Source organism: Micromonospora echinospora (assembly GCF_014203425.1).
Lineage (GTDB): Bacteria > Actinomycetota > Actinomycetes > Mycobacteriales > Micromonosporaceae > Micromonospora > Micromonospora echinospora_A.
Genome location: NZ_JACHJC010000001.1, coordinates 2,779,620 through 2,802,818, shown reverse-complemented (window position 1 = coordinate 2,802,818; position 23,199 = coordinate 2,779,620). Strand labels below are relative to the sequence as shown.

The window sequence follows — 23,199 nt, the reverse complement described above, 5'->3', positions numbered from 1 at the left end:
AGAGGGGTACGCGATGACGGAGACGACGACGCTGTGGCGCCCGACCGGGCCCCGGGAGCTCGACCTCGTCCGCGCCTCCGGCTGGCGGGCCTGGCCACCGCGCCTGCCCGACCAGCCGATCTTCTATCCGGTGCTCAACGAGGAGTACGCCGTCATGATCGCCCGGGACTGGAACGTGCCGGCGTCCGGCGTCGGCTACGTGACCCGTTTCCACGTCGACCGGGCCTTCGCCGCCCGCTACCCGGTCCGGCAGGTCGGTGGCCGGGACATCCTGGAGCTGTGGGTGCCGGCCGAGGAGCTGGACGAGTTCAACAGGCACATCGTCGGGCCGATCGAGGTGGTCCACGAGTTCCGGCCGCCGGAGCGGGCGGCCTGACCGACGCCGGGCGGGTGGTCGGGCCCGCCCGGTGCCGCCGTCGGTGGGTCAGGCCGGGGTGAGGACGCAGAACTCGTTGCCCTCCGGGTCGACCAGCACCCGCCACGGAGTGTCGGCCCCGCCCAGGTCGGCGTCGGTGGCGCCCAGCGTCCGCAGGCGCGCGGCCTCGGCGTCCAGGTCGTCGGACGGGTACGGGCGGACGTCGAGGTGGACCCGGTTCCACCCGGTCTTCGCGTCGGGTGTGCGGACGAACCGCAGGTAGGGGCCGACGCCCTTGGCGGAGCGCAGCACCGCCTGCTGGTCGGTCACCTCGTGCACCGTCCAGTCGGTGGCGCGGCCCCAGAAGTCGGCCATGGCGCGCGGGTCGGCGCAGTCGACCACCACCGCGCCGATGAGACCGGTGTCCGCGTACAGCGGGTTCGGCTCCCGTACGCAGAACTCGTTGCCCTCCGGGTCCGCCAGGACCGTCCACGGCACGTCGCCCTGGCCCACGTCGGCGGGGGTGGCGCCGAGAGCGGTCAGGCGCGCGACCAGCTCCGCGTGGTGCGCGGCCGAGGTGGTCGCGAGGTCGACGTGGACCCGGTTCTTCGCCGTCTTGGGCTCGGCGGAGACGACCAGGTCGACGTACAGGGTGCTCGGGTCCGGGTAGGTGAGGCCCTCGGGTTCGAGGTTGGTCACGCCGGGGCCCTCGCTGGACATCTCCCAGCCGAGCACCTTCGCCCAGAAGCCGCCGAGCGCCACCTCGTCGTGGGCCTTCATGTTGATCTGCACGAACCGGGTTGCCATGGCGGCGATGGTAGGCGGAACGCCGGGTCGCCGTGGTCCCGGCAGGTGATCAGGAATCGAGAAGCACACCGGCACCGCCGCGCCCTAGCGTTGTCATCGGGCGGTCGGCACCACGCGGACCGCGAGTCACGAGGGGGAATCGAGATGTCCGACGGGTTCAGCGCCGAGGAGCGCGCCGCGATGAAGGAGCGCGCCGCCGAGCTGCGCGCCGAGGGCAGGAAGGGCGCGAAGAAGGCCGACGACCTCCAGGCGGTGCTCGACCGGATCGCGCAGATGGCGCCGGAGGACCGCGAGCTGGCCGAGCGCGTGCACATGACGATCACCTCCGCCGCGCCGGAGCTGGCGCCGAAGACCTGGTACGGCATGCCCGCGTACGCCAACGCGGCCGGCAAGATCGTGGTGTTCTTCCAGGACGCGGGGAAGTTCAAGTACCGCTACTCGACGGTGGGCTTCCAGGAGGCGGCGAACCTCGACGACGGCGACATGTGGCCGGCGTCGTTCGCGCTGGTGCGGTGGAGCCCGGAGGTGGAGAAGAAGCTCGCCGAGCTGGTACGGGCCGCCGTGTCCTGACCGTCGTCAGGCGGGCGGTGCGGTGCCGACGTGGTCCGCGCGGCATCGCGCTCCCGTTTGCCCCTCATCTTCGGGGGTAGCCCTTCCAGTGCACCGGACGATCCGGGGCGAGTCGAACAACGGCACGGGCATCCGGGAGGCGTCGAGTGCGAGCAATGGTCTACCGCGGTCCGTACCGGGTGCGGGTCCAGGAGAAGGACCGGCCCGTCGTGGAGCACCCCAACGACGCGATCGTGCGGGTGACGCGGGCCGCCATCTGCGGCTCCGACCTGCACCTCTACCACGGCATGATGCCCGACACCCGGGTCGGGATGACGTTCGGTCACGAGTTCGTCGGCGTGGTGGACGAGGTCGGGCCGTCGGTGCGCAACGTCAAGCCGGGCGACCGGGTGATGGTGCCCTTCAACGTGTACTGCGGGTCGTGCTTCTTCTGCGCCCGGGGTCTCTACAGCAACTGCCACAACGTGAACCCGAACGCCACGGCGGTGGGCGGCATCTACGGCTACTCGCACACCTGCGGCGGCTACGACGGCGGCCAGGCCGAGTACGTCCGGGTGCCGTTCGCCGACGTCGGGCCGAGCCTGATTCCGGAGTGGATGGACGACGACGACGCGGTGCTGCTCACCGACGCGCTCGCCACCGGCTACTTCGGCGCGCAGCTCGGTGACATCGCCGAGGGGGACGTGGTTGTCGTCTTCGGTGCTGGACCGATCGGCCTCTACGCCGCCAAGTCGGCGTGGCTGATGGGCGCCGGCCGGGTCATCGTCATCGACCACCTCGACTACCGGCTGGAGAAGGCGGCGTCCTTCGCCCACGCCGAGACGTACAACTTCGCCGAGTACGACGACATCGTCGTGCACATGAAGAAGATCACCGACCACCTGGGCGCGGACGTCGCCATCGACGCGGTCGGCGCGGAGGCGGACGGCAACCTGCTGCAGCACGTCACCGCGGCGAAGCTGAAGTTGCAGGGCGGTTCGCCGGTGGCGCTGAACTGGGCCATCGACTCGGTACGCAAGGGCGGCACGATCTCCGTGATGGGCGCGTACGGGCCGATGTTCAGCGCGGTGAAGTTCGGCGACGCGATGAACAAGGGGCTGACGCTGCGGATGAACCAGTGCCCGGTGAAGCGGCAGTGGCCGCGCCTGTTCGAGCACATCCGCAACGGCTACCTCAAGCCCAGCGACATCGTGACCCACCACATCCCGCTGGAGCACGTCGCCGAGGCATACCACATGTTCTCCGCCAAGCTCAACGGCTGCATCAAGCCGCTCATCGTCCCGAACGCCGCCTGAGAGGACCGGGAGCCGACCATGCCGTACACGCCGGACAAGCCGAAACTCACCGAGTCCCCGGACGAGCTGCGCGCGCGTATCCCCGGGTGGGGCGCCGACCTCGACCCGGCGGACCGGCCCTCCGTGCCGCAGGAGCGCTACGCCCCGGAGATCACCGGCGCGCACTGGGAGTTCCCCGAGCGGCAGCCGGAGAAGTGGCCGCGCGAGCGGTCGATCGAGCACAAGTTCCTCACCCCGGTCTTCGGCACCTCGTGCCCGCCCAAGGGGCTCTCCGGTGTGATCCGCCGCTACTCGTACCGCCGGTTCAGCGAGGGCCGCGCCGCGCACTGGCTGCTGCTGCTCGCCGCCGACCGGGTCGACACGGCGGAGAGCAGGCTGGGGTCGCTGTTGCGCCGCCACCCGGACAACCTGGTGGCCGAGACGGGCGTACGCAGCGAGTTCACCCACCACGGGCTGTCGTCCCGGCGCGGTAACCGGGTCGACCGCGTGCACCACCCGCTGGATCCGATCGTGATCGCCGCGCCGTGGCTGCTGGCCGGCGGCGTGGCGTACCTGCTCGTACGCCGGGTGGCGCGACGCGGTTAGGCGGTCAGCGCTGCCAGGAGTCGAGGCCGCGGACCGCGGCCGCGGCGATGTCGTCGGTCAGGGCGGGGTCGTTGCTGGTCCCCTCCCAGCCCTGGTCGTGCACGACGGTGACCGCGTCGGCGACCCGGATCACGATGATCTGGCTGGTGGCCTGCCCTTCGGCGGGGCTGCCGTCGAGGCCGGTCGCCGGCCGGGTGACGGTCACCAGCAGCGCCTCGTTCCCGGTCCGGGCCATCGGCTCGGACCGGACGGTGACGGTGCCGCCGGCCTCCTTGAACGACCGGCATGACTCCATCGCGCCGCGGACCCGGCGCAGGTAGTCGGCGGCGCCGGTGCCCTCGAAGGCGAAGACGGTCTGGTGCAGCGTGCCGTAGGGGACGTTCTCCGGCGGGTCCTTGGGCTGCTTGTAGGCGCTCGTCATGGCGGCGCTCGCGGTGACCGACCGTCCGCCGCTGCGGAACTCCTGGTCGCACAACTCGGGTAGCGCGTCGGTGACCTCCATCGGCTGCGCGTCGGTCTTGCGCAGCTCCGGCGGCAGGTCGGCGAAGGCGGACGTCGGGATCGTCACGCGCCCGCCGGACGACTGCGACGCCTCCGGCGTCGCGGGGGTGGTCGCCGAGGTCGCGCCCGGGTCCGCGGCGCCGCCGTCGTTCCCGCCGCCGTCGCCGCAGGCGCCGGCCAGCAGCGTGGCGACGAGCAGGGGTACGCCAAGCATCCGCCGACGGCGACTCGGTGTCCTCATGTCGACCTCCGTCCCGTGCCCGTCCCGACGACGTTCCCGATGCCACGCCGCCCGAAACGGCGCGCCCGTCCCCCTCCTCCCCCAACTGCCGGGCACCCCGCCGCGTTCCGGCGCGCAGCCACCTCTTGCCATTTCGTTAGGCACCTGACAATGTTGTCAGGTGCCTAACGAAATGAGCGCCTACGAGCTGGACGCTCCGGGCGTCTGGGCGAAGAAGTACTTCCTCGCCAGCCGGGCCCTCATGGAGTCCGTGCTGCGCCCCTACGATCTCGGCAACACCCAGTGGTACGTGTTGTACCGGCTGAGTGAGGGCCGGCCGGTCGGCCAGCGCACCCTCACCCGCGAACTCGAGGTCGAACGGGCGACCCTCAGCGCGGTCATCGCAGCGCTCGTACGCAAAGGGCTGATCGAACAGGTGCCCGACCCGGACGACCAGCGTCAGAAACAGCTGCACATCACGCCGGCCGGCGTGAGCCTGTGGAACTCGCTCCCCGATCCGATGGCGTTGATCGCGGAAGTCGCCTTCGGCGGAGTCGACCCCGCGGACATCGAAACCATGAATCGCGTCCTCAGCGGCGCGACCAGACGACTCGTCGACTACCGGAAGGAGCACGGATCATGACCGTTCTCGTGACCGGCGGAACGGGCCTCGTCGGCCCCCGCCTGCTCGGGCGACTCACCGCGGCGGGTGTCGAGTGCCGCGCCCTCGTCCGTCCCGGAAAAGCGGTACCCCAAGGCGTACGGCGCGTCGAGGGTGACGTCCTCAGCCCCGAATCCCTGCCGGCAGCCGTGGAAGCCGTCACCGCGATCATCCACCTGGCCGCCGTCTTCCGCACCCGCGACGACGACCAGATCTGGGCCGTCAACCGTGACGGCACCCGCAACCTGATCGCCGCCGTCGAGAAGCACGCGCCGGAGGCCCGGTTCCTGCTGGCCAGCACCTCCAACGTCTACGGCGCCGACAGCACGCACCCCGGGCGTGAGGACGACCCCGTCGCGCCGACGCTCGCCTACCCCGCCAGCAAGATCGAAGCCGAGCAGCTGCTTCGCGCCAGCGGGCTCACCTGGGGCATCCTGCGGCTTCCATTCATCTACGGAGACCGGGACGGGCACCTCGAATCGTTGCCCGAACTCGCGGCCGGCATGGGGTGGCACCCGGCACAGAGGCTGAGCGTCTGCCACCACGCCGACATCGCCACGGCGTTCGCACTGGCCCTCACGGGCGCGTTCGACTACCGCACTGTCAACATCGCCGATGAGTCGCCCCTGAGCATCTACGAGATGTCGCAGCTCGTCGGCTACTCCTACGGCTCCTCCGCCGAACCGCTCAGTCAGCCGTGGCAGGGGCAGGTGGACATCAGCCTCGCCCGCAGCCTCGGCTTCACACCGACGATCAGCACCATCCACGAGGCCGTCCGCAACGGCGCGCTCTGACGCCACCCGCGCTGCGGCTCGCCAGTGGAACGCTCATCTGCAAAGCATTGTTTGCGCAAATTGATGTTTGCGGTAGCGTGAGGGCATGCAGTCCGATCCGGACCTCGACCTCGCCTTCGCCGCGCTCGGCGACCCGGTCCGCCGCGCCCTGGTGACCCGGCTCGCACGCGGCGAGGCCACTGTGGGCGAGCTGGGTGAGCCGTTCGACCTGACGCCGCAGGCCATCTCCCACCACGTCGGCGTCCTGCGCCGGTGCGGCCTGGTCGAGCAGCGGCGGGAGGGCACGCGACGGCCCTGCCGGCTCCGCGTCGACCGTCTCACCCGGCTGAGTACGTGGATCGACGAGCAGCGCCGCGCCTGGGACGACCGTCTCGACGCGCTGGAGGAGCACCTCGCCGGACCGGAGGCAACCCGGTGAGGGCGCGTACCGAGCGGCACGGCGACGAACTGATCGCCCGGCGGCGCCTGCCCGCCGCGCCCGGACGGGTCTGGGCCGCCTTCACCTCACCGGCGAGCATCGCGGCGTTCTGGGGCGGTTCCCACGCCAGCGTGCCGCCGGACTCGGTGACCGTCGACCTGCGGCCGGGCGGGGAGTTCGCTCTCGACACACGCGCGCCGGACGGCCGCACCGGGCGACTCCGGTTCGTCTACGTCAGTGTGGACCCGCCGCGCGAACTGGTCTTCGACGAGCCGGTCACCGGCCTGCGCACGACTGTCACGCTCCGGCCGGCGCGCGACGGCACGGATCTGACGGTGCACCAGCGCAAGCTTCCGCCGGAGCTGCGTACCGACCAGGCGGCCGACGGGCTCGCGTCCATCCTCGACGCGCTCGCCGCACACCTGCGACCCGACGACGACGGAGGCAACAGTGCCCCGAACAACCCAGCGTGACCTGGTAGCCGAGTACTTCGCCGGCTTCCGGACGAGCGACCACGAGCGCATCCTCGCCACCCTCACCGACGACGTGGAGTGGGTCATCCACGGCCACCGGACCACCCGGGGCCGGGCGGAGTTCGACGGCGAGATCGAGAACCCGGCCTTCACCGGCAGCCCGCGGCTCGACGTCGAGCGCGTGATCGAGGACGGGCCGGTCGTCGCGGTCACCGGCGAGGGCCGGGGCGTGAGCGTCGCGCACGGGCCGTTCCGCTTCGCCTTCAACGACCTGTTCACGTTCCGGGACGGGCTCATCGCCCGCGTCGACTCCTACGTCGTCCCGCTGCCCCGGGCGTGAGCACCACCTGTCGCCCCGGTGAAGGCCCGGCGGTACGCCGACGGCGAGGTCCGCATCGCGGCGGCGAAGTGGTGCCGGAACGTCACAGCCGTCTCGAACCCCACCGCGGCGGCGATCTCCTCGATCGGCGCGCTTGACGTCTCCAGCAACGGAAGGCTGGCCTGGACGCGCCGGTCGATCAGCCAGCGGATCGGGGTGGTGCCGGTGGCCCGCGCGAAGTGCCGCAGGTACGTGCGGGGCGACATGTGCGCCTGCCGGGCCAGCCGGGCCACGGTGATCTCGGCGGTCAGGTTCGCCAGCGCCCACGACATGCTGGCGGCGAGCCGGTCGTCGCCGGGGTCGTCCGGGACCGGCGACTCGATGAACTGCGCCTGGCCGCCGTCGCGGTGCGGCGGCACGACCAGCCGGCGGGCGACCGCGTTGGCGATCGTCGGCCCGTGGTCGCGGCGCAGCAGGTGGACGCAGAGGTCGAGACCGGCAGCGCTGCCCGCGCCGGTGAGGACGTCTCCGTCGTCCACGTACAGCACGTCCGGGTCGACGCGGACCGCCGGGTGACGCCGGACGAGCAGGTCGGCGTACCGCCAGTGGGTGGTGGCGCGGCGGCCGTCGAGCAGGCCCGCGCCGGCAAGGGCGAACGCCCCCGAGCAGATCGACACGATCCGTGCGCCACGCCGGTGGGCGGCACGCAACGCGCCGGTCAGCCGGGGTGACGGGTCGGCGTGCACGTCCGCGACGCCGGGCACGATCAGCGTGTCGGCGGCGGCGAACGCGTCGAGGCCGTGGTCGGTGTGCAGCGTCGCGCCGCCGACCAGCCGCACCGCGCCGGGCGTCTCCGCGCAGACGGTCAGCTCGTACCAGCCGACGTCGAACTCCGGGCGGGGCAGGCCGAAGACCTCGGTGACGATCCCGGTCTCGAACACCGACATGCCCTCGTACGCCAGCACCGACACGGTGGCACGGCTCATGGCGGGATCCTAGCGAAGGTCGGCGCTCCCGCCACTGGGGCGGCCGCACGACGGCCGGCACGATGGGTGCCATGTCGAACGTCCTGCGCATCCCCGCCGCCCGCCCCGCCGACGCCGTCGCCCACTACGCGGCCCGGCTCTCCTTCCAGGCCGACGTCAGCGACGTGCACGCCGATCTGGAAGCGGGCGTGACCGGCCTGGTCGTGGTCGACTCCCGCTCCCTTCCGGCGTGGCGGCAGGGGCACATCCCCGGCGCCGTCCACCTGCCCACCGCGCAGATCGCCGAGCGGGCCGCCGAGCTGACCCCGGCGGACGCCACAGTGGTCACCTACTGCTGGGGACCGGGCTGCGACGGCGCCACCCGCGCGGCGCTGGAGTTCGCCCGGCTCGGCCGGCCGGTCAAGGAGATGATCGGCGGATACGAGTACTGGGTGCGGGAGGGCTTCCCGGTACGCACCGGGGCGGGGCTCGTCCGGCGGCCCGCCGACGACCTCACCGCGCCGGCCGGGGCGTCGTGCGGCTGCTGAGGCGTGTCGGTTCCGTACAAGACACCACGTCGCGCGCGTTCCTAGCATGGCCGCATGCGTGATCTTGTGTACACCGGATTCATGTCGCTCGACGGCGTGGTGGACTCCCCCGGCGGCGGGCCGGGCGAGGAGCACCGCAGCGGCGGCTGGGTCGTCAAGGACGTCGAATTCCTGCCGGAGGCGTTCTCGCTCAAGGGCGAGGAGTTGGCGCAGACCGGCGCGCTGATGTTCGGCCGGCGCAGCTACGAGGCGTTCGCGCCCACCTGGCGCGACTCCGAGGACCACGCCGCCTACCGGGACCTGCCGAAGTATGTGGTGTCGTCCAGCCTGCCCGACGACGCACTGGTCGACGGCTGGGGACCGCTGACGATCCTGCGCTCGACCGCCGACGTCGCCGCGCTCAAGCAGGGCGAGGGCGGCGACATCTTCATCCACGGCAGCGCGGAGCTCGCCCGCCGTCTCGCCGAGGCGGACCTGATCGACAGGTACCACCTGCTCGTCTTCCCGGTGCTGCTCGGCGCCGGCAAGAGCCTGTTCAGCCAGGCCGACCGGGACCGGCAGACGCTGCGTCTGCGCGACAGCGCCGCCTATCCCAACGGTGTGGTCAAGCTGATCTACGACGTGACCCGCTGAGCCGGGTCCAGCGCTATCGCGCCACCGCCGCCCGCGCGCAGCTCACCGGCCGTCCGTCCGACGTACCGGCGCAGCGCGCGGGCCAGGTGCGGCTCGTCCACGTACCCGAAGGTGGTGACCGCGTCGGCGGGCGGGCCGCCGGCGGCCAGCAGCACGGCGGCGCGGCGCGCGCGCTCGATCTGCCGCACCGCGCCCCGGGTCAGCCCGGTCGCCGCGCGGAAGCGGCGTTCGAGGGTACGTGGTGAGGCGGGCGGACGGCCGCCGCGCAGGGTCTCGGTGACGAGCGGGTCGCGGACCACCACGCCGGCGCGGACCAGCCGGTCGACCAGGGCCTCGGCGTCGTCCGGGCCGGGTGTCTCCCACCGTCCGCCGTCGAGCCGGAACGTCCGGCGGCTCACGTCGGGCAGCTCGGCGCCACGGTCGACAAGCTCGGGCGTGGGTACGAGCCGCAGCGAGGTGCCCACCGCGAACTCGATGCCGACGAATGTGGCGCCCTCGGGCACCGGCGCGGTGCCGGTCGCGGTCTCGGGCCCGGAGACGGCCGCGTACGAGCGCCCGTCACGCCGCCAGAAGACCAGGCCCCAGCACGGGCTCGCCACCGAGGTCATCTCGGTGACCCGTTCGCTGGCGCAGGTCCACACGGTGTCGATCCAGGCCGAGTCCGACGCCCGCGTGGTGAACCGCAGCTCCACGGCAGGAGCATACGGCGATCAGGTGCGGATCATCCGCTCACCGCCTCGCGGGATCCTTCGCATTCCGGAGAGGATGGTCGAGATACGGAGGTGGAATGGACAGGTTGGGTGAGCGTTGCGCGCAGTGTGCCGAATCGCTAGCGTCGCGGGATGACCGACGAGCCACCGGTACGGGTCGCGCTGCGGGTCAGTGACGTCACGGCAGCCTCGACGTTGTATCAGAGTTTCGGTTTTGTCCCGGTGGGCACGGTGCCTGGCGCTGATGGTGGTCTCGTCATGGCAATCCTCCGGCGGGGCCCGTTGCAGTTGCTGGTCGACGCGCTGATTGGCATCCCGTTCCCGGACAGCGCCCGGGAACGTCGGACGAAGACCGGCCCGCGCGGGCTCGGCGTTGTCATCGGGCTCGAGGTTGACGACATCGACGAGGCGGCCCTGCGGTGTGAAGCTGCCGGCTGCGTCATCAGTGCCGGTCCGGAGAACGCACCGTGGGGAGAGAGGTACGTCGAGTTCGAGGACCCGTTCGGCTATGCGTGGAAGTTCTTCCGCGTGACCGACTCGACGCATGACGGCTTGCAGTCTGTCCACGATCTGTGGTTCGGGCAGGCGGACTCGTGATGCGCCTCTTCGGAGCGGTATGAACACGCACCGCCGTCACCCGCCCTACCGGGTAGCGGACCCCTGACCGTTCCGCTCGTCGGTCACCTCGTCCCGGGCGGGGTAGCCGAGGATCTCGGCGAGGTCACCGGCGGCGGCCGTGTACGCGGCGTAGATGTCGTCGTCGAAGTGGTTGCGCCAGTCGCCGGACGCGCCCTTGCGGTAGTGGGAGATCCGCCCCGGGGTCTCCTTCGACTTCTTCATCCTGGTGAAGCTGTAGCGGGCCAGCAGGGCCTCCAGCTCGGCCGGCGGCAGCGTGATCCCGCAGTGCCGCAGAAGCTGGTCGACCTCTTCGGCCTGCCGTTCGCCGGTCAGGTCCTCGTAGCGGAACAGCCGGAACGTCTCGTCGCTCGGCGCGACCGCCCAGGAGCGCATCTGCCCGAACTGCTTCTTGTCGCGCAGCCGGTCGATGACGTAGAGCATGCCCTCCTTCTTCGGCAGTTCCTGGAGGGCCTTGCGCGCCTGCGGGATATCGCCCATCGGGGCGTGCGAGTTGCGCAGCGAGAAGTAGCTGGACACGACCACGTCGCGCGGGTCGCGGATCACGAAGAACGCGCGGTAGCTGCCGGCCTTCGGCACGGCCTCGAACCGCTTGTGGGAGAGGAAGATGGCCAGGCCGACGCGGCCGGCCGGCACCGGCGCGGTCGCCCCGCCGGAGTAGAAGCGCGGGTCGTACGGCAGCAGCCCGCAGTGGCGGTAGACGGCCGGGTCGCTGAACAGCGCCTTGATCCACTGGCTGCCGGTCTTGCGGACGGTGCAGTGGAAGATGTTGTCGAACTCGCTACGGGCCACCACCGGAACGGTGAGTCGCATGCGGGCGTTGCGCGCTTCCATCTGCGCCCGCCGGGCCTTTACGCGCAGAGAATTCGGCGAATTGTGCTTGGCGAATTCGACGGCCCGTTTAATCATTTCCCAACCTCATCCGGACCCCGCGGAGCAGGGGCAGCACGAACACCTTTCCGCACGTCAAGCAGGTGAAGTCCGCAGACCTCGCCTGCTCCGCCCCGCGCCCCGACGCGCCGCTAGGAATATCCCCGACGGTCCGATTGATGTCAATCCCGGGCGGCTGAGAGAACGCTGAAAATCTACAATTTCCATAGGAATTGCGGAATAGGCACGACGGGCACTCGCGGCGACCCGCGCACCGGCACAATGAGCGCCGTGCTCACCGCCACCCGCGATCTGCTCACCGCCCTCGATCCGCTGCCCCACCGCGACCGGACGCGGCACCTCGTGGCGTGGGCACGCACCGCGCCCGACCGGGCGCAGGTCTGCGCCGACCTGCGCCGGCACAGGCCCTACGAGCGGCATCTCGCGCTGCTCGCCGCGCTGGCGACCCGGGACACCGCGGCCGTCCTGGCCGCGACGTTCGACCCGGAGCCCTCGATCGCCGCCACCGCGCTGACCGCCGCCGTGCGCGCCGGCGTGACGCCCGCCGACCTGACCGACCGGCCGGCGAACGCCCGCCGGCGCGTCTACCGGGCACTGCGCCGCAACCCGGCGCCGGCGGTCGCCGACGCGCTGATCACCGCGGTGCGCGACCGGTTCGGCGACCACGAGGCCGTCGCGCTGCTGCCGGCCTGCGGCCCCGAGACGGTACGGGCCTGGCTGCCCGACCTGGAACACGCGCTGAACCCGGAACGGCTGATGCGGGCGCACCCCGACATCGTGCTGGCGCGCGCCGGTGAGCGGCTGGCCGCGGCCCCGCCCGAGTCGCGCGGGCGGATCTGGGCGGAGGTCGCCGGCGCGGTGCTGCGGGGTGATCCGGCACAGGCGCTGGACCTGCTCGACCGGTACGCGCCCGAGGAGTCGCTGCCCGGCCCGCTCGTCGCGTACGGGCGGCTCGCCGCACACGACGCGCACCGGGTCGTACGCCTGCTCACGCCGCCGGGCCGGGCGGCCTGGCTGGCACGGACCACGCTGCCCCGGGCGGTGCTGGGCCGCCTCGCCGCGCTGCCCACGGGCGAACTGGTCCCGCTGGCCGCCCGGCTGCGGGAGCACGATCACGCGCTCGCCGCGTTGCTGCGCGCCGTCGCGCCGAGCCGCCGCGCCGAGCTGTACGACGGGGCGCTGGCCGACACCGACACCACGGCGCTGCTACCCGGCGCCGCGGTGATGGAGGTGCTGCCGGCGGCCGTACGGGCACGCGAGGCGGCCCGGGTGCTGACCTTGCCGACCGTGCGCGAGCGGGAGGAGCAGGTGCGGTTCTGGAGCGCGTACCTGCCGTGGCCGGCGGCGTCCGCGTCAGCGAGCGCGGCGCTGCGCTCGGGCGACGCGGACGAACGGGCGGACGGCTGGCGGCTGCTGGTGGCGGCCGCGCGACGCTCCCGTGACCCACGGACGGTCGCCCAGGTGGTGGTCCGGCTCGGCCGGCTGCGCAACGAGCAGGACCCGGTACGCGCCGCCGCGCTCAACGCGCTCGCCACGGTGGCGCCGCTGCTCACCGCCACGAACGCGGGCGGGCTGACCGGGCTCACCACCGACGTGGTCGACGCCCGGGACACCTCGGCGGCCACCACCAACGCGTTGAGCCGGCTCGCGGCCGACACGCTCACGTACCACGTCGACGTGCCGGAACTGGCCGAGTGGGCGCTGCTCACGATCGACCTGGTGAGCAGCGACGCGAACGTGCCGATGCTGCGCCGGCTCGACATGGTGCTGCGGCGCGGCCAGGAGACTGTGGTGTTCGACCGGCTGCGCGGCCGGCTCGAGGCCGGCATGGCACGCGCCCGGTACGGGCTGCTGTTCGCGCTCACCCACGCGCTCGGCCGGCGGGCCTGGCGCCTGCCGGAACTGCAGAACCTGCTGCGCCGAGCGATCGGGCCGGACACGCTGCCCGCGGTGGCCCGCACGGCGGTCGGGCTCTGGCTCGCCGATCCGCGTACCCGCTCGCGGCGCGTCGAGGAGGTCCTCGACGTCGACGCCTCGGCGGTCGCGATCCACGAGGTGTGGACCACGATCTGCACGTCCCGCACCGACCTGCTGGACCGGGTGCTGGACCGCCCGCCGCGCGGCCGGTTCGTGGAGAAGGGAAAGCGGTGGGTGCCCGGCCCGGCGCCGCACGCCCAGCGGTGGCTCCCCCGCCAGCAGGAACGCTTCGTGGCGCTGCAGGCCCGCGTCATCGCCGACTCCGGTCACCGGGTGTGGCAGCGGGCGGCGGCGATCCAGGCCGCCGCCGGAGCCGGCCCGGCCGGACGCGAACTGGTGCTGCGCCACCTCGACGCGCCTCAGGTGCCGGTCGCCGAGGCGGCGCTCGGCGCGCTGGTCCGGACCGACCGGCCGGACGAGGCGTTCCCGGTGCTGCTCCGGTACGCCGACGGCGACCGGGCGCGCGTCGCGCTGTACGCCGCCGGGCGGGCCGCCCGGCACGTCCCGCCGGCCCGGCTCGCCGAACCGCTGGGCGGGGTGCTGACCGGTGCCGCGAAGGTCACCAGCCGCAAGGAGGCCGCCCGGCTCCTGGCCCGCTACGCGCCGGTGGACGTGCTGGCGACGCTCGCCGATGTGTACGCCGATCCGGAGGCGCACCGCGACGTGCGCGCCGCGATCGTCTCCGCCGCGCGGCAGCGGCTCGGGCCCGAGGCGAGCTGGACCGTGCTGCGCACGGCGGTGCACGCCAGCCGCGAGGAACGGCGGGCGGTGCTCGGCGCGTACCCGTCCGGGATCTCGGAACGCCACCGCCGCGCCTACGCCACGCTGATCGTGACGGCGTGCCGGGCCGACGACCGGGAGGTCCGGCGCGCCGCGTTCGCCGCGCTCGGGGAATGGTGGCCGTGGCTGACCGGCGTCACCGATCTGATCGTGGACCGGCTCACCGACCCGGACGAGACGACGCCGAGCATCGGGGTGGCGAACCTGCTGCGAGCCGGCGGTGACGAGGTGTTCCGGGCCGCGCTGGAGCGGCTGGTGGAGCGGGACGCGGCAGACGACTACCCGGGCGGGCCGGCCGCCGACCGGCCCGCCCGGCGGCGCGTCGACCTGCTCGCGGCCGGCGCGGCACTGTGGTCCGCCGGCCGGCCCGCCGACGCCGACCGGGCCGGGCTGGTCGCGGCCGCGCGGTGGCTCGCCGGTCAGGACGGCTTCCTGGGTACGGCCACCCGGTTGCTCGTCGACCTCGGCCGGCTGGACGACCTGGACGAGGTCGCCGCGCTCTGCGCGGACCGGCCGGTGATCGCGGTCCGCACCGCCGAACATGTCGGCTACCGGCTGCGCGACATCCGGCAGCGGCCGGACCCGGCGGTCCTCGCCGGCACGGTGGCCCACCTCGGCGGGCGCGGCGACCTCGCCGGTGGACTGTTCGCGGTGGCGCTCGTCGCGCACGGATCGGTCTTCGGCTGGAAGACACCGTGGCGGGACCTGCTGATCGGGCTGCGCCGTCACCCCGACGCGGACGTGCGGGAAGCCGCGTACACGCTCGACATGAGCTGACGCCTACCCGGCGTCGACGGCGGCCAGCACCGTCATCGCCTCGCGCTCACGGACGGCCAGGTCGGCGAGCACCGCCGACGCGCGGGTCAGGTGGGCCGCGTCGCCGGTCCGCCCGGCGGTGGCGATGTGGTCGGCGACGGCGGTCCACAGCGGCGCGATGTCGGCGTACATCAGCTGCGCCCGGCGCAGGTGGGCGTCGCCGGTGACGGTGGCGGCCTCGGCGAGGAAGTCCCGGTACATGGCGCGGAACAGCGCGCCACCGGTGCCGCCGCGTTCCATGAGCGTCGCGGCGAGCGGCAGGTCGCGTGCCGGGTCGGCGGCTCGGTCCAGCCAGCGGGTCACCCGGGCGGCGGCGGTGGAGATCCCCCGGTGGCCGAGGTTGGCGATCGGCGGGTCCAGGAATGCCCCGGCGTTGGCGCGTACCGCCGCGCGGACGGCGGCGGCCAGGTCCGGCGGGCCGCCGGCCGCGGTGAGCGTGTACGACAGGTGGCGCGCGGTCATCGGTCCACGCGCGGCACGGGCCCGGGCCAGGCTGTCCAGCGTGGTGGTCACCGCGCCGCCCTGCTGGGCGGTGTCGACCAGGTGGGCGTGGGTGTCGTCGTAGCCGTACATGGCGACGGTGTGCCCGCCGAAGTGGACCCGGGTGGTGAAGTAGTCGAGGTGGTACGAGTCCAGTTGCAGGCCGACCGGCTGCCCGGCGTCCAGCGCCTCGGTGACGTCGCGCCACGCCCTGGCCGCGGACGTCGTCTCCCGTACGCGCAGGTCCAGGCCGAGGCGGTCGGCGGCGGCCCGGGTCACGCACAGCGGCTTCGTACGCCCACCGAGGAACGGCACGTCCATGCCCTTGGCGTCCCAGTAGACGAAGCCGAGCCCTTCGCCGAGGCCGAACAGCATGGGCTCGGACAGGTCCAGACCGGCCGGCCGCGTCAGAACGCCGAGCGTGGTGGTCTCGCAGTGCAGTCCGGGGCGAGGCGTCACGTCGTCGAGGATCACGCCGGCTCCTGTTCCGCCGTCACGCCGACGGCGTCCGGGTCGGGCCCGGCGGGCGGGGACAGCAGCGGGCGCAGCGGCCCGTCGCCGGGGATGCCGGGCATCCGGCGGGCCACCCCGGCGAGCAGGTCGGCGGCCTGGACCCGCGGGTCGTCGCGCGAATCGGTCATCACCAGCCCCGCCAGCGGCGACGGGCCGGCCGGGTCGCCAGCGGCCAGTGCCGCCTGGAGGCGGCGCAGCCGGTCCTCGGTGAGCGCGCTCTGCTCGTCGTGGATCACCAGCACCCGCCGCCGGCCGGCGCTCCAGTGCAGGACGGTCTCGGCCAGCGCCGGCAGCAGCGGCTCCAGCGGCGGCGGGATCGTCCGGTCACCGGCGTACAACCGGGCCCGCACCTCAGCCACCCGGGCCGGGTCAAGCGCGTCGAGGACCGCTCCGGCCTGCGCGTCGCCGACGTGGCGGCGCAACGCGTCCCGCGCGGCGAAGAACCGCTCCACGCTCCGGTCGTCCGCCCGGTCCCGCCGCTTGGTGCGCAGCATCTCGACCACGGCGGCGAGGAAGACCGCCCAGTCGGGCCCGGCCGCCCGCCCGGCCCGGTGCAGCGCCGTCGCGGCCGGACGCCGGTCACCGGCGAGGCGGGTGCCAGCCGCGTACGACGGTTCGGCCAGCAGCAGGTCGACGACCCGGGTGGCGAGGAAGAACTCCTTGTCGACCAGGTGCACGTGCGCCCGGCCGCGCAGCGCCGACAGGAACCAGTCCACCGCCTCGGCGGCTTCCCGGCGGCGCAGGAACTGCCGGGACTTGACCTCGTCGGGCGAGAACCGGAACCCGGACCGCAACGTACGGATCAACTCGGCGGCCTCGTCGCGGTTCAGGTCGACGCTGGCGTGGACGATCACCGGGGTGGCCGGATCGAGCAGGTTGGTGCCGGAGAAGCCGGACTCGTCGCAGGCGATCTCCAGCACCGCACCGGTCAGCGCCTCGCCGGGTGGCAGCCCGCCCTGCAGCGGCAGCCTCGCACCCGTCGACCCGGCCATGCCGACCATGCTCGCCCACCCGGCCCGCGGCGGACCAGCGGTTGACCCGGATCGGGTCGGCGGCGGGTCGTGAAGCCTCATTCCACCGGCCGGTAGATCGCGGTCAGGCGCGGCAGGTGGGCGCGCATCTGCTCGTCGTCGTCGAAGTCGAAGTCGAAGTCGTCGCCGGCCGGGTCGGTCGGCGTCCGGCCGGGAGCCGCCCGGTCGGCGGCGTCGAGCGCCTCCCAGAACGCGTCGGTGCCGCCGCCAGTCGCCTGGGCGTAGGCGTCGCCCGCCGCGCTCAGCACCGCCTCACACTCGACCGCGTCGTCGTCCGGGTCGACGCCGGCCCCGGCGAGTGAGTCGGGATCGGCGACGGCCCGCTCCCAGACCGCCCGCCCCTGCGCGACCAGCCAGCCGCGGAAGTAGTCGAATCCGTCGTCCGAGCAGCCGCCGCGCATCAGGTAGGCGGCCGCCCACAGGTCCCAGCGCCACCCCTCCAGATTCACGTCGTCGTACGCCTGCTCGAAGGCCACTATCGCCGCCGGGCTCAGCGCCGACAGCTCCGCGACCAGGTGCCGGGCCACCGCGTCGGCCCCCTCGGCGGTGACCGTCTCGCGTCCCGCGGCGCGACGCGCCCGCTCCACGATCTCCCAGAACGTCTCCCGATCCACGGCGGGACCGTACGCCGGCCCACCGACAAGCTGTCAGCGGCCGTGTCAGCGCCGTGTCAGGGCGGTGGCGGCACGGCCGCCCATGGTGGGCGCATGACGAGTTCAGCGATAGCGGTCTCCGGACTGCGCAAGGCGTACAAGGACCGGGTGGTGCTCGACGGCATCGACCTGGACGTCCCCGCCGGGACGATCTTCTGCCTGCTCGGCCCGAACGGGGCCGGCAAGACCACCGCCGTCAACATCCTGACCACGCTGATCCGCGCCGACGCCGGGTCGGTGCGGGTGGCCGGGCACGACGTGGCTACCGAGGCCAGGGCGGTCCGCGCGGCGATCGGCGTGACCGGGCAGTTCGCGGCGGTGGACGAACTGCTGACCGGGCGGGAGAACCTGCAACTGATGGTCGACCTCGGCCCTCGCAACCGGGTGACCGGCAAGCGGGTCATCGCCGAGTTGCTGGAACGGTTCGACCTGGTCGAGGCCGCCGACAAGCCGGTGTCGACGTACTCCGGGGGCATGCGCCGCAAGCTGGACCTGGCGATGACGCTCGTCGGCGAGCCGCGGATCATCTTCCTGGACGAGCCGACGACCGGCCTGGACCCGCGCAGCCGCCGCACCATGTGGTCGATCATCAGGGAGCTGGTGGCCGGTGGCGTGACGGTCTTCCTCACCACCCAGTACCTCGACGAGGCCGATCGCCTCGCCGACCGGATCGCGGTGCTAGACCAGGGCCGGCTGGTCGCCCAGGGCACGCCGGAGGAGCTGAAGCGCCGGATCCCCGGCACGCACGTGCGGTTGCGGTTCGGCAGCGTCGCCGAACTCGACGCGGCGGCGCTCGTGCTGCCCGACGCGGTACGCGACGAGGAGGCGCTGGCCCTGCGGGTGCCGGGCGACGGCGGAACCGCGTCGCTGCGCGCCCTGCTCGACCGGCTCGACGCGCACGCGATCAGCGCCGACGACCTGTCCGTGCAGACCCCCGACCTCGACGACGTCTTCCTGGCCCTGACCGGCCGTACCCCGGAGGTGGCCGCGAAATGAGCAGGAATCACTCGGTCGTCATGCTGCGCCGCAACCTGACGCACCTGCGCCGCAACCCCACCTTGGTGTTCAACGCGGTGCTGATGCCGATCATCGTGATGCTGATGTTCGTGTACATGCTCGGCGACGCGTTCTCCGTCGGCGTCGACTACGTCGACTACGCGACGCCGGGCCTGATGCTGCTCGCGGTCTGCTACGGCCTCGGCGGCACCGCGACGTCGGTCAGCTCCGACATGACGAAGGGCATCATCAACCGGTTCAAGGTCATGCACGTCTCCCGGGGCGCGGTGCTGACCGGCCACGTCGTCGCCACGGTGCTGACGAACGTCCTCGCGGTCGCGGCGCTGGTCGGGGTGGCGTTCCTGCTCGGCTTCCGCCCGGCCGCCGATCCCCTGCACTGGCTCGGCGTGGCCGGCATGGTGGTGCTGCTCAGCGTCGCCGTCAGCTGGTTCACCGTCGCGCTGGGCCTGTTCGCCAGGTCGCCGGAGTCGGCGGGCATGGCCGCCGTGCCGCTGGTCCTGCTGCCGTTCTTCAGCAGCGCCATCGTGCCCGCGGACAAGATGGGACCGGGAGTGCGGCAGTTCGCCGAGTACCAGCCGTTCACGCCGATCATCGAGACGCTGCGTGGCCTGCTCGACGGCGCGCCGTCGGCCGGCGACGTGATCCCCGCGCTCGCCTGGTGCGCCGGCATCGCGGTGGTCGGCTACCTGTGGGCGCGGTCCACGTTCACGAAGCGAGCGTAACCTCGACCAGCCGCTCCCAGCCGGTCTCCCGGCCCTGGGCGACCGCCTCGGCGAACCCCGCGTCGCCGAGGCGGTCGCGGGCCGCCGCCTCGATCCGGGCCACGTCGGGGTGGGAGCGGTCGGGCAGCCCGCGTACCGCGTCGCCCGCGCCCAGCAGCCGCGCCGCCTGCTCCGGCCGGTCCAGCCGCAACGCCAGGTCCGCCACGCCGACGAGCACCTGCGCGGTCAGCGGCGCGTAGCCGCCCTCGCGCGCCGCCCGGCACGCCGCCGCCCGATGGGTACGGGCCTGCTCGACGTCCTCGGCCAGGTAGCCCAGCAGGTCCTGGGTGCCCGCCCGGACGCCGGCCAGGTCCGCCTCGTCGCCGAGCAGCGCCGACACCGCCCGCAGTTGCGCGTACGCCTCGTCCGCGTCGCCGTCGTGGCGGGCCAGGTACGCCCGGACCAGCGCCAGCTCGGCCAGCGCGCCCGGCCACGCGACCCGGGCGGCGAGCCGTTGCGCCTCGGCCACGGCGGCGGCGCTCGCGGCCTCGTCGCCGCCCAGCCGGTACAGCCAGGCCAGCCGCGCCCGCATCCGGATCACGTCCTCGACGGCACCCACCTCGGTGACCGCCGCGACGGCCTGCTCGTAGTACGCGCAGGCGGCGGCGACGTCACCGCGTACGGCGATCAGCTCGGCCAGCTCGCTGAGCGCGAACGAGATCCCGAAGCGTTCGCCCACCGCCCGGAACTCGGCGAGCGCCTGCCGCAGGCACGCCTCCGCCTCCGCCGCCTCGATGCCGAGGATGACCCGCAGCTTGCCCAGGTGCAGCCGGGCCAGCGCGCGTACCCACGGGTCCTCGTGGTCGAGCAGCGACTCCCAGGCGGGCAGCAGCGCGTCCGGCTCCCGCAGCATGCGCTCCATCGGCACGACCAGGGCCAGCTCCGGGTGACCGCCGCGGCCCTCCCCGCTCAACCGGTACGCCTTGTGGATCCACTCCGCCGCGTGCTGCGCGTCGCCTGGGCCGGAGCTGAGGAACAGCACCACGAGTCCGTACACCACGGCGCGGATGTGGTCGGGCACGTCGCCGGGCGCCTCGGTGGCCGCGATGATCAGTTCCATGCCCTCGGTCCGGTGGCCGCCGAGCCACCAGTACCAGCCGGCGCCGGCCGCGAGCCGCATCGCCGCGCGTCCCTCACCCGCGGCGAGCGCGCCGCGCATCGCGGCGGTGATGTTGTCGTGCTCGGCTTCGAGCCGGGCGAGCCAGGTGAGCTGGTCGGCGCGGCGCAGCCGCGGCTCGGCTGTCTCGGCCAGCTCGGTGAAGTACTCCAGGTGCGCGCGGCGGGCGAGGTCCTCCTCCCCGGCCTCGGCGAGCCGCTGCGCGGCGTACTCCTTGATCGTGCCGAGCATGCGGTAGCGCGGCGCGACGTCGCCGGCGGCGACCAGCAGCGACTTCTCGGTCAGCGCGGTGAGCAGGTCGAGCACGTCGCCCGGCTCGACGGCGCCGCCGGCGCAGACCCGCTCGGCCGCGTCCAGGCTCGCCCCGCCGGAGAACACCGACAGCCGGCGCAGCGCCGCGCGTTCGGCGTCGGTGAGCAGTTCCCAGCTCCAGTCGACCATCGCGCGCAGCGTCCGGTGCCGGGGCAGGGCGGTCCGGCTGCCGCCGGTGAGCAGCCGGAACCGGTCGTCGAGCCGGGTGGCGAGCTGGTCGACGGACATGGTGCGCAGCCGCGCCGCGGCCAGCTCTATCGCCAGCGGCATGCCGTCGAGCGCGCGGCAGATCCGCGCCATCGTCGTCGCCGTGCGGGCGTCGGACGCGAGGTCCCGGCGGACCGCGGCGGCCCGGTCCCGCAGCAGGCGGACGGCGGGCGACGACTCGACCTCGGCGACCGCGGCGTCCCCGTCCGGCAGGCCCAGCGGCGCGACCGGCCACAACACCTCACCGGTGATGCCGAGCGGTTCCCGGCTGGTGGCCAGGATCCGCAGCCGCCGGCACTCGCCGAGCAGCCGGTGGGCCAGCGCCGCCGCCTGCTCCACGACGTGTTCGCAGTTGTCCAGGATCAGCAGCATCTCCCGGTCCCGGATCGCCGCGACGAGCCGGTCGGCCGGCTCCACGCTGCCCGCGTCGCCGAGCAGCGCGTCGCGCAGGCCGAGCCCGGAGATCGTCGCCTGCACCACGTCCCCGTCGGCGCTGACAGCGGCGAACTCCACCAGCCACACGCCGTCCGGCAGGTCGCCCGTCAGCCGGCGCCCGGTCTCTGTGGCCAGCCTGGTTTTCCCCGAGCCGCCCGGGCCGGTGAGCGTGGTGAGCCGGTGCTCGGCGACCAGCGCGCCGACCGCGGCGACGTCGGCGTCCCGCCCGACGAAGCTGGTCAGCTCGGCGCGCAGGTTGGTGCGGCGGGTGTCCTCCCGGCGTACCGTCTCGCCGCGCAGCAGCGCGACGTGCAGCGCCGACAGCTCCGGTGACGGGTCGGCCCCGAGCGCGTCGGCGAGCGCGTCGGCGGTGCGCCGGTAGACGAGCAGCGCCTCGCTGTCCCGGCCGGTCGCGGCGAGCGCGCGCATCAGCGCCGTGGCGAGCCGCTCGCGCACCGGATGGGCGGCCAGCAGGTCGGTCAGTTCCGGGATCAGGTCGGCCTCCCGGCCGAGCCCGATCTCGGCGTCGTACCGGTCCTCCGTCGCGGTCAGGCGCAGCCGTTCCAGCCGGGTGGCCGCCGCGTCGAGCGCCGGGCTGTCGGGCAGGCCGATGTCGCGCAGCGCGTCGCCGCGCCACAGGCCCAGCGCTTCGCGCAGCAGCCGTACCCGCTGCGGCCCGTCGCCGTCGCGGGCCATGAGCAGGAGGCGTTCGAACCGTACGGCGTCGACGGCGTCGGGCTCGACGGCGAGCCGGTAGCCGTCGGGCAGCCCGTCGACGGCGCCCGCCGGCAGCGCCTTGCGCAGCCGGGAGACGAGGCGTTGCAGCGCGTTCGCGGCGTCGGCGGGCGGCTGCTCACCCCAGATCCAGTCGACGAGCGTCGCCTTCGGGACCACCCGGCCGGGCTGGAGCGCGAGGGCGGCCAGCAGTCCGCGCAGCCGCGCGCCCGGCACGTCGGCCGGGACGCCGTCGAGGGTGACCTGGAACGGCCCGAGCAACCCGATCTGCACCCGGCCGATCCTGCCACGCCCCGCGGTTCGATCCGGTCCGCCGGGCGCGGGGGTCAGGTGGCCAGGCGCAGGTGCCAGCGCTGCGGCAACTTCAGGGAACAACGCCACGTGCCACCTCTCTCGCCTCATCTGCCAGGACCACGAACAAGCACCGATCCCGGTGACGGCGCTTCGACCAGAGCCGACGTGCACCGCACGAACCACTTGCCCGTGCCCAGCACCTGGCCACTGCCGTTCCAGCTTGGACAGGATCGGCGATGGTTCGTCTCTCTTGCTTGGTTTCCTCCTCCTTCGCCCGGTCGGCGGCCCTCCAGTTGCTGGTCGCCCGCGCCCCGAGGTGGCGACTCAGCCGATCATCCAGATCGAACAGCGAATCAGCTTCAGTTCGTTGAATGTAGATCCATCGATAACTGGCTTCCCCGTCACGTGCACATGTCGAATCAGCAGATCCGAGCACCGCTTCAGCCCGAAGCGATTCTGATACCTAGCTCTTGTCAATGGGAACGTGCCAGCCTTTGAGTCATTGCAGCTGGACAATTAATCCGAGCTGATCATCATGCTGCTAGCGCCCGCGCCGAGGTGGTCATGTCGTGTGCTGTATCAAAGCTGATCGGTCCAAGTGCGCCTGAGGCAAGGAGGCCGAGAAGACGAGTCCGCCCTGCCTCTGGCCACAAGTGCCGGCATGTCGGCCCTCCTGTATCGACAGCAAGG

At 73.2% G+C, this 23,199-nt stretch carries 24 protein-coding genes; 15 read left to right on the top strand and 9 right to left on the bottom strand.

What is annotated here, in order from left to right; translation table 11 throughout:
* The first annotated feature begins 13 nt into the window (after nt 1–13).
* Entirely contained in the window at nt 14–376 is a 363-nt protein-coding gene (locus FHU28_RS13270) for an ADP-ribosylation/crystallin J1 (protein WP_184684060.1), read from the top strand.
* 48 nt (nt 377–424) lie between these two features.
* Here FHU28_RS13270 and FHU28_RS13265 read toward each other — a convergent pair whose 3' ends face one another.
* Nucleotides 425–1,162 carry a VOC family protein gene (locus FHU28_RS13265; RefSeq protein ID WP_184684059.1) on the bottom strand — a complete coding sequence of 246 codons (738 nt, stop codon included), beginning with the start codon at nt 1,160–1,162 and terminating at the stop codon, nt 425–427.
* A 144-nt stretch (nt 1,163–1,306) separates the two neighbouring features.
* On the opposite strand from FHU28_RS13265, the gene FHU28_RS13260 reads away from it, so the two are divergent.
* From FHU28_RS13260 to FHU28_RS13250, 3 genes are all read left to right on the top strand, one after another.
* On the top strand, nt 1,307–1,732 hold the full coding sequence (locus tag FHU28_RS13260) for an iron chaperone (RefSeq protein WP_184684058.1): 426 nt from the start codon (nt 1,307–1,309) through the stop codon (nt 1,730–1,732).
* A 155-nt stretch (nt 1,733–1,887) separates the two neighbouring features.
* Nucleotides 1,888–3,027, top strand: coding sequence for a zinc-dependent alcohol dehydrogenase (locus tag FHU28_RS13255; protein ID WP_221453191.1), 1,140 nt, complete (start codon nt 1,888–1,890; stop codon nt 3,025–3,027).
* An 18-nt stretch (nt 3,028–3,045) separates the two neighbouring features.
* Complete coding sequence (locus FHU28_RS13250; RefSeq protein WP_184684056.1) at nt 3,046–3,612, top strand: hypothetical protein; 567 nt, start codon at nt 3,046–3,048, stop codon at nt 3,610–3,612.
* 4 nt (nt 3,613–3,616) lie between these two features.
* Here the strand turns inward: FHU28_RS13250 and FHU28_RS13245 are convergent, their stop codons facing one another.
* Nucleotides 3,617–4,354 (bottom strand): hypothetical protein, encoded by a 738-nt coding sequence (locus FHU28_RS13245; RefSeq protein ID WP_260412929.1) that lies wholly within the window; start codon nt 4,352–4,354, stop codon nt 3,617–3,619.
* A 172-nt stretch (nt 4,355–4,526) separates the two neighbouring features.
* Between FHU28_RS13245 and FHU28_RS13240 the strand changes: the two genes are divergently transcribed.
* From FHU28_RS13240 to FHU28_RS13220, 5 genes are all read left to right on the top strand, one after another.
* The gene (locus FHU28_RS13240) at nt 4,527–4,976 is read left to right on the top strand and encodes a MarR family winged helix-turn-helix transcriptional regulator (protein ID WP_184684055.1); all 450 of its coding nucleotides are present in this window, start codon (nt 4,527–4,529) and stop codon (nt 4,974–4,976) included.
* Complete coding sequence (locus FHU28_RS13235; protein WP_184684053.1) at nt 4,973–5,788, top strand: NAD-dependent epimerase/dehydratase family protein; 816 nt, start codon at nt 4,973–4,975, stop codon at nt 5,786–5,788. The genes FHU28_RS13240 and FHU28_RS13235 overlap by 4 nt, the downstream gene beginning before the upstream one ends.
* Before the next feature lie 85 nt (nt 5,789–5,873).
* Nucleotides 5,874–6,206 carry an ArsR/SmtB family transcription factor gene (locus FHU28_RS13230; protein WP_116509474.1) on the top strand — a complete coding sequence of 111 codons (333 nt, stop codon included), beginning with the start codon at nt 5,874–5,876 and terminating at the stop codon, nt 6,204–6,206.
* Nucleotides 6,203–6,679, top strand: a complete 477-nt coding sequence (locus FHU28_RS13225) for an SRPBCC family protein (protein WP_184684052.1) — start codon at nt 6,203–6,205, stop codon at nt 6,677–6,679. Before FHU28_RS13230 ends, FHU28_RS13225 begins: the two co-directional genes overlap by 4 nt.
* Nucleotides 6,657–7,019: a nuclear transport factor 2 family protein gene (locus FHU28_RS13220; RefSeq protein ID WP_184684051.1), complete on the top strand. Its 363-nt coding sequence runs from the start codon at nt 6,657–6,659 to the stop codon at nt 7,017–7,019. Before FHU28_RS13225 ends, FHU28_RS13220 begins: the two co-directional genes overlap by 23 nt.
* On the opposite strand, the gene ftrA is transcribed toward FHU28_RS13220, so the two are convergent.
* On the bottom strand, nt 6,992–7,984 hold the full coding sequence (ftrA, locus tag FHU28_RS13215) for a transcriptional regulator FtrA (protein WP_184684050.1): 993 nt from the start codon (nt 7,982–7,984) through the stop codon (nt 6,992–6,994). The genes FHU28_RS13220 and ftrA overlap by 28 nt on opposite strands.
* A gap of 62 nt (nt 7,985–8,046) precedes the next feature.
* Here ftrA and FHU28_RS13210 point away from each other — a divergent pair, with 62 nt between their 5' ends.
* Both FHU28_RS13210 and FHU28_RS13205 read left to right on the top strand, forming a co-directional pair.
* Nucleotides 8,047–8,511 carry a rhodanese-like domain-containing protein gene (locus tag FHU28_RS13210; protein WP_184684049.1) on the top strand — a complete coding sequence of 155 codons (465 nt, stop codon included), beginning with the start codon at nt 8,047–8,049 and terminating at the stop codon, nt 8,509–8,511.
* A 54-nt stretch (nt 8,512–8,565) separates the two neighbouring features.
* Nucleotides 8,566–9,144: a dihydrofolate reductase family protein gene (locus FHU28_RS13205; RefSeq protein ID WP_184684048.1), complete on the top strand. Its 579-nt coding sequence runs from the start codon at nt 8,566–8,568 to the stop codon at nt 9,142–9,144.
* Here the strand turns inward: FHU28_RS13205 and FHU28_RS13200 are convergent.
* The gene (locus FHU28_RS13200) at nt 9,126–9,836 is read right to left on the bottom strand and encodes a helix-turn-helix domain-containing protein (RefSeq protein ID WP_184684047.1); all 711 of its coding nucleotides are present in this window, start codon (nt 9,834–9,836) and stop codon (nt 9,126–9,128) included. The genes FHU28_RS13205 and FHU28_RS13200 overlap by 19 nt on opposite strands.
* 150 nt (nt 9,837–9,986) lie before the next feature.
* On the opposite strand from FHU28_RS13200, the gene FHU28_RS13195 reads away from it, so the two are divergent.
* Nucleotides 9,987–10,451, top strand: coding sequence for a VOC family protein (locus tag FHU28_RS13195; protein ID WP_184684046.1), 465 nt, complete (start codon nt 9,987–9,989; stop codon nt 10,449–10,451).
* Between the two features lie 45 nt (nt 10,452–10,496).
* Here FHU28_RS13195 and FHU28_RS13190 read toward each other — a convergent pair whose 3' ends face one another.
* Complete coding sequence (locus tag FHU28_RS13190) at nt 10,497–11,399, bottom strand: sulfotransferase domain-containing protein (RefSeq protein WP_184684040.1); 903 nt, start codon at nt 11,397–11,399, stop codon at nt 10,497–10,499.
* A 243-nt stretch (nt 11,400–11,642) separates the two neighbouring features.
* Between FHU28_RS13190 and FHU28_RS13185 the strand changes: the two genes are divergently transcribed.
* A complete protein-coding gene (locus tag FHU28_RS13185; RefSeq protein ID WP_184684037.1) occupies nt 11,643–14,915 on the top strand; it encodes a hypothetical protein in 3,273 nt (1,090 codons plus the stop codon).
* A gap of 3 nt (nt 14,916–14,918) precedes the next feature.
* On the opposite strand, the gene FHU28_RS13180 is transcribed toward FHU28_RS13185, so the two are convergent.
* From FHU28_RS13180 to FHU28_RS13170, 3 genes are all read right to left on the bottom strand, one after another.
* Nucleotides 14,919–15,908: a BtrH N-terminal domain-containing protein gene (locus FHU28_RS13180; RefSeq protein ID WP_184684034.1), complete on the bottom strand. Its 990-nt coding sequence runs from the start codon at nt 15,906–15,908 to the stop codon at nt 14,919–14,921.
* A complete protein-coding gene (locus FHU28_RS13175) occupies nt 15,905–16,939 on the bottom strand; it encodes a DUF3800 domain-containing protein (protein ID WP_184684031.1) in 1,035 nt (344 codons plus the stop codon). The genes FHU28_RS13180 and FHU28_RS13175 overlap by 4 nt, the downstream gene beginning before the upstream one ends.
* A gap of 77 nt (nt 16,940–17,016) precedes the next feature.
* A complete protein-coding gene (locus FHU28_RS13170) occupies nt 17,017–17,592 on the bottom strand; it encodes a DUF4240 domain-containing protein (protein WP_184684029.1) in 576 nt (191 codons plus the stop codon).
* A 93-nt stretch (nt 17,593–17,685) separates the two neighbouring features.
* Here FHU28_RS13170 and FHU28_RS13165 point away from each other — a divergent pair, with 93 nt between their 5' ends.
* Together FHU28_RS13165 and FHU28_RS13160 are read left to right on the top strand one after the other, a co-directional pair.
* The gene (locus FHU28_RS13165) at nt 17,686–18,627 is read left to right on the top strand and encodes an ATP-binding cassette domain-containing protein (RefSeq protein WP_184684028.1); all 942 of its coding nucleotides are present in this window, start codon (nt 17,686–17,688) and stop codon (nt 18,625–18,627) included.
* Nucleotides 18,624–19,370: an ABC transporter permease gene (locus tag FHU28_RS13160; RefSeq protein WP_184684027.1), complete on the top strand. Its 747-nt coding sequence runs from the start codon at nt 18,624–18,626 to the stop codon at nt 19,368–19,370. The genes FHU28_RS13165 and FHU28_RS13160 overlap by 4 nt, the downstream gene beginning before the upstream one ends.
* On the opposite strand, the gene FHU28_RS13155 is transcribed toward FHU28_RS13160, so the two are convergent.
* Nucleotides 19,354–22,488: an ATP-binding protein gene (locus FHU28_RS13155; RefSeq protein ID WP_184684026.1), complete on the bottom strand. Its 3,135-nt coding sequence runs from the start codon at nt 22,486–22,488 to the stop codon at nt 19,354–19,356. The genes FHU28_RS13160 and FHU28_RS13155 overlap by 17 nt on opposite strands.
* Nucleotides 22,489–23,199: the final 711 nt, after the last annotated feature.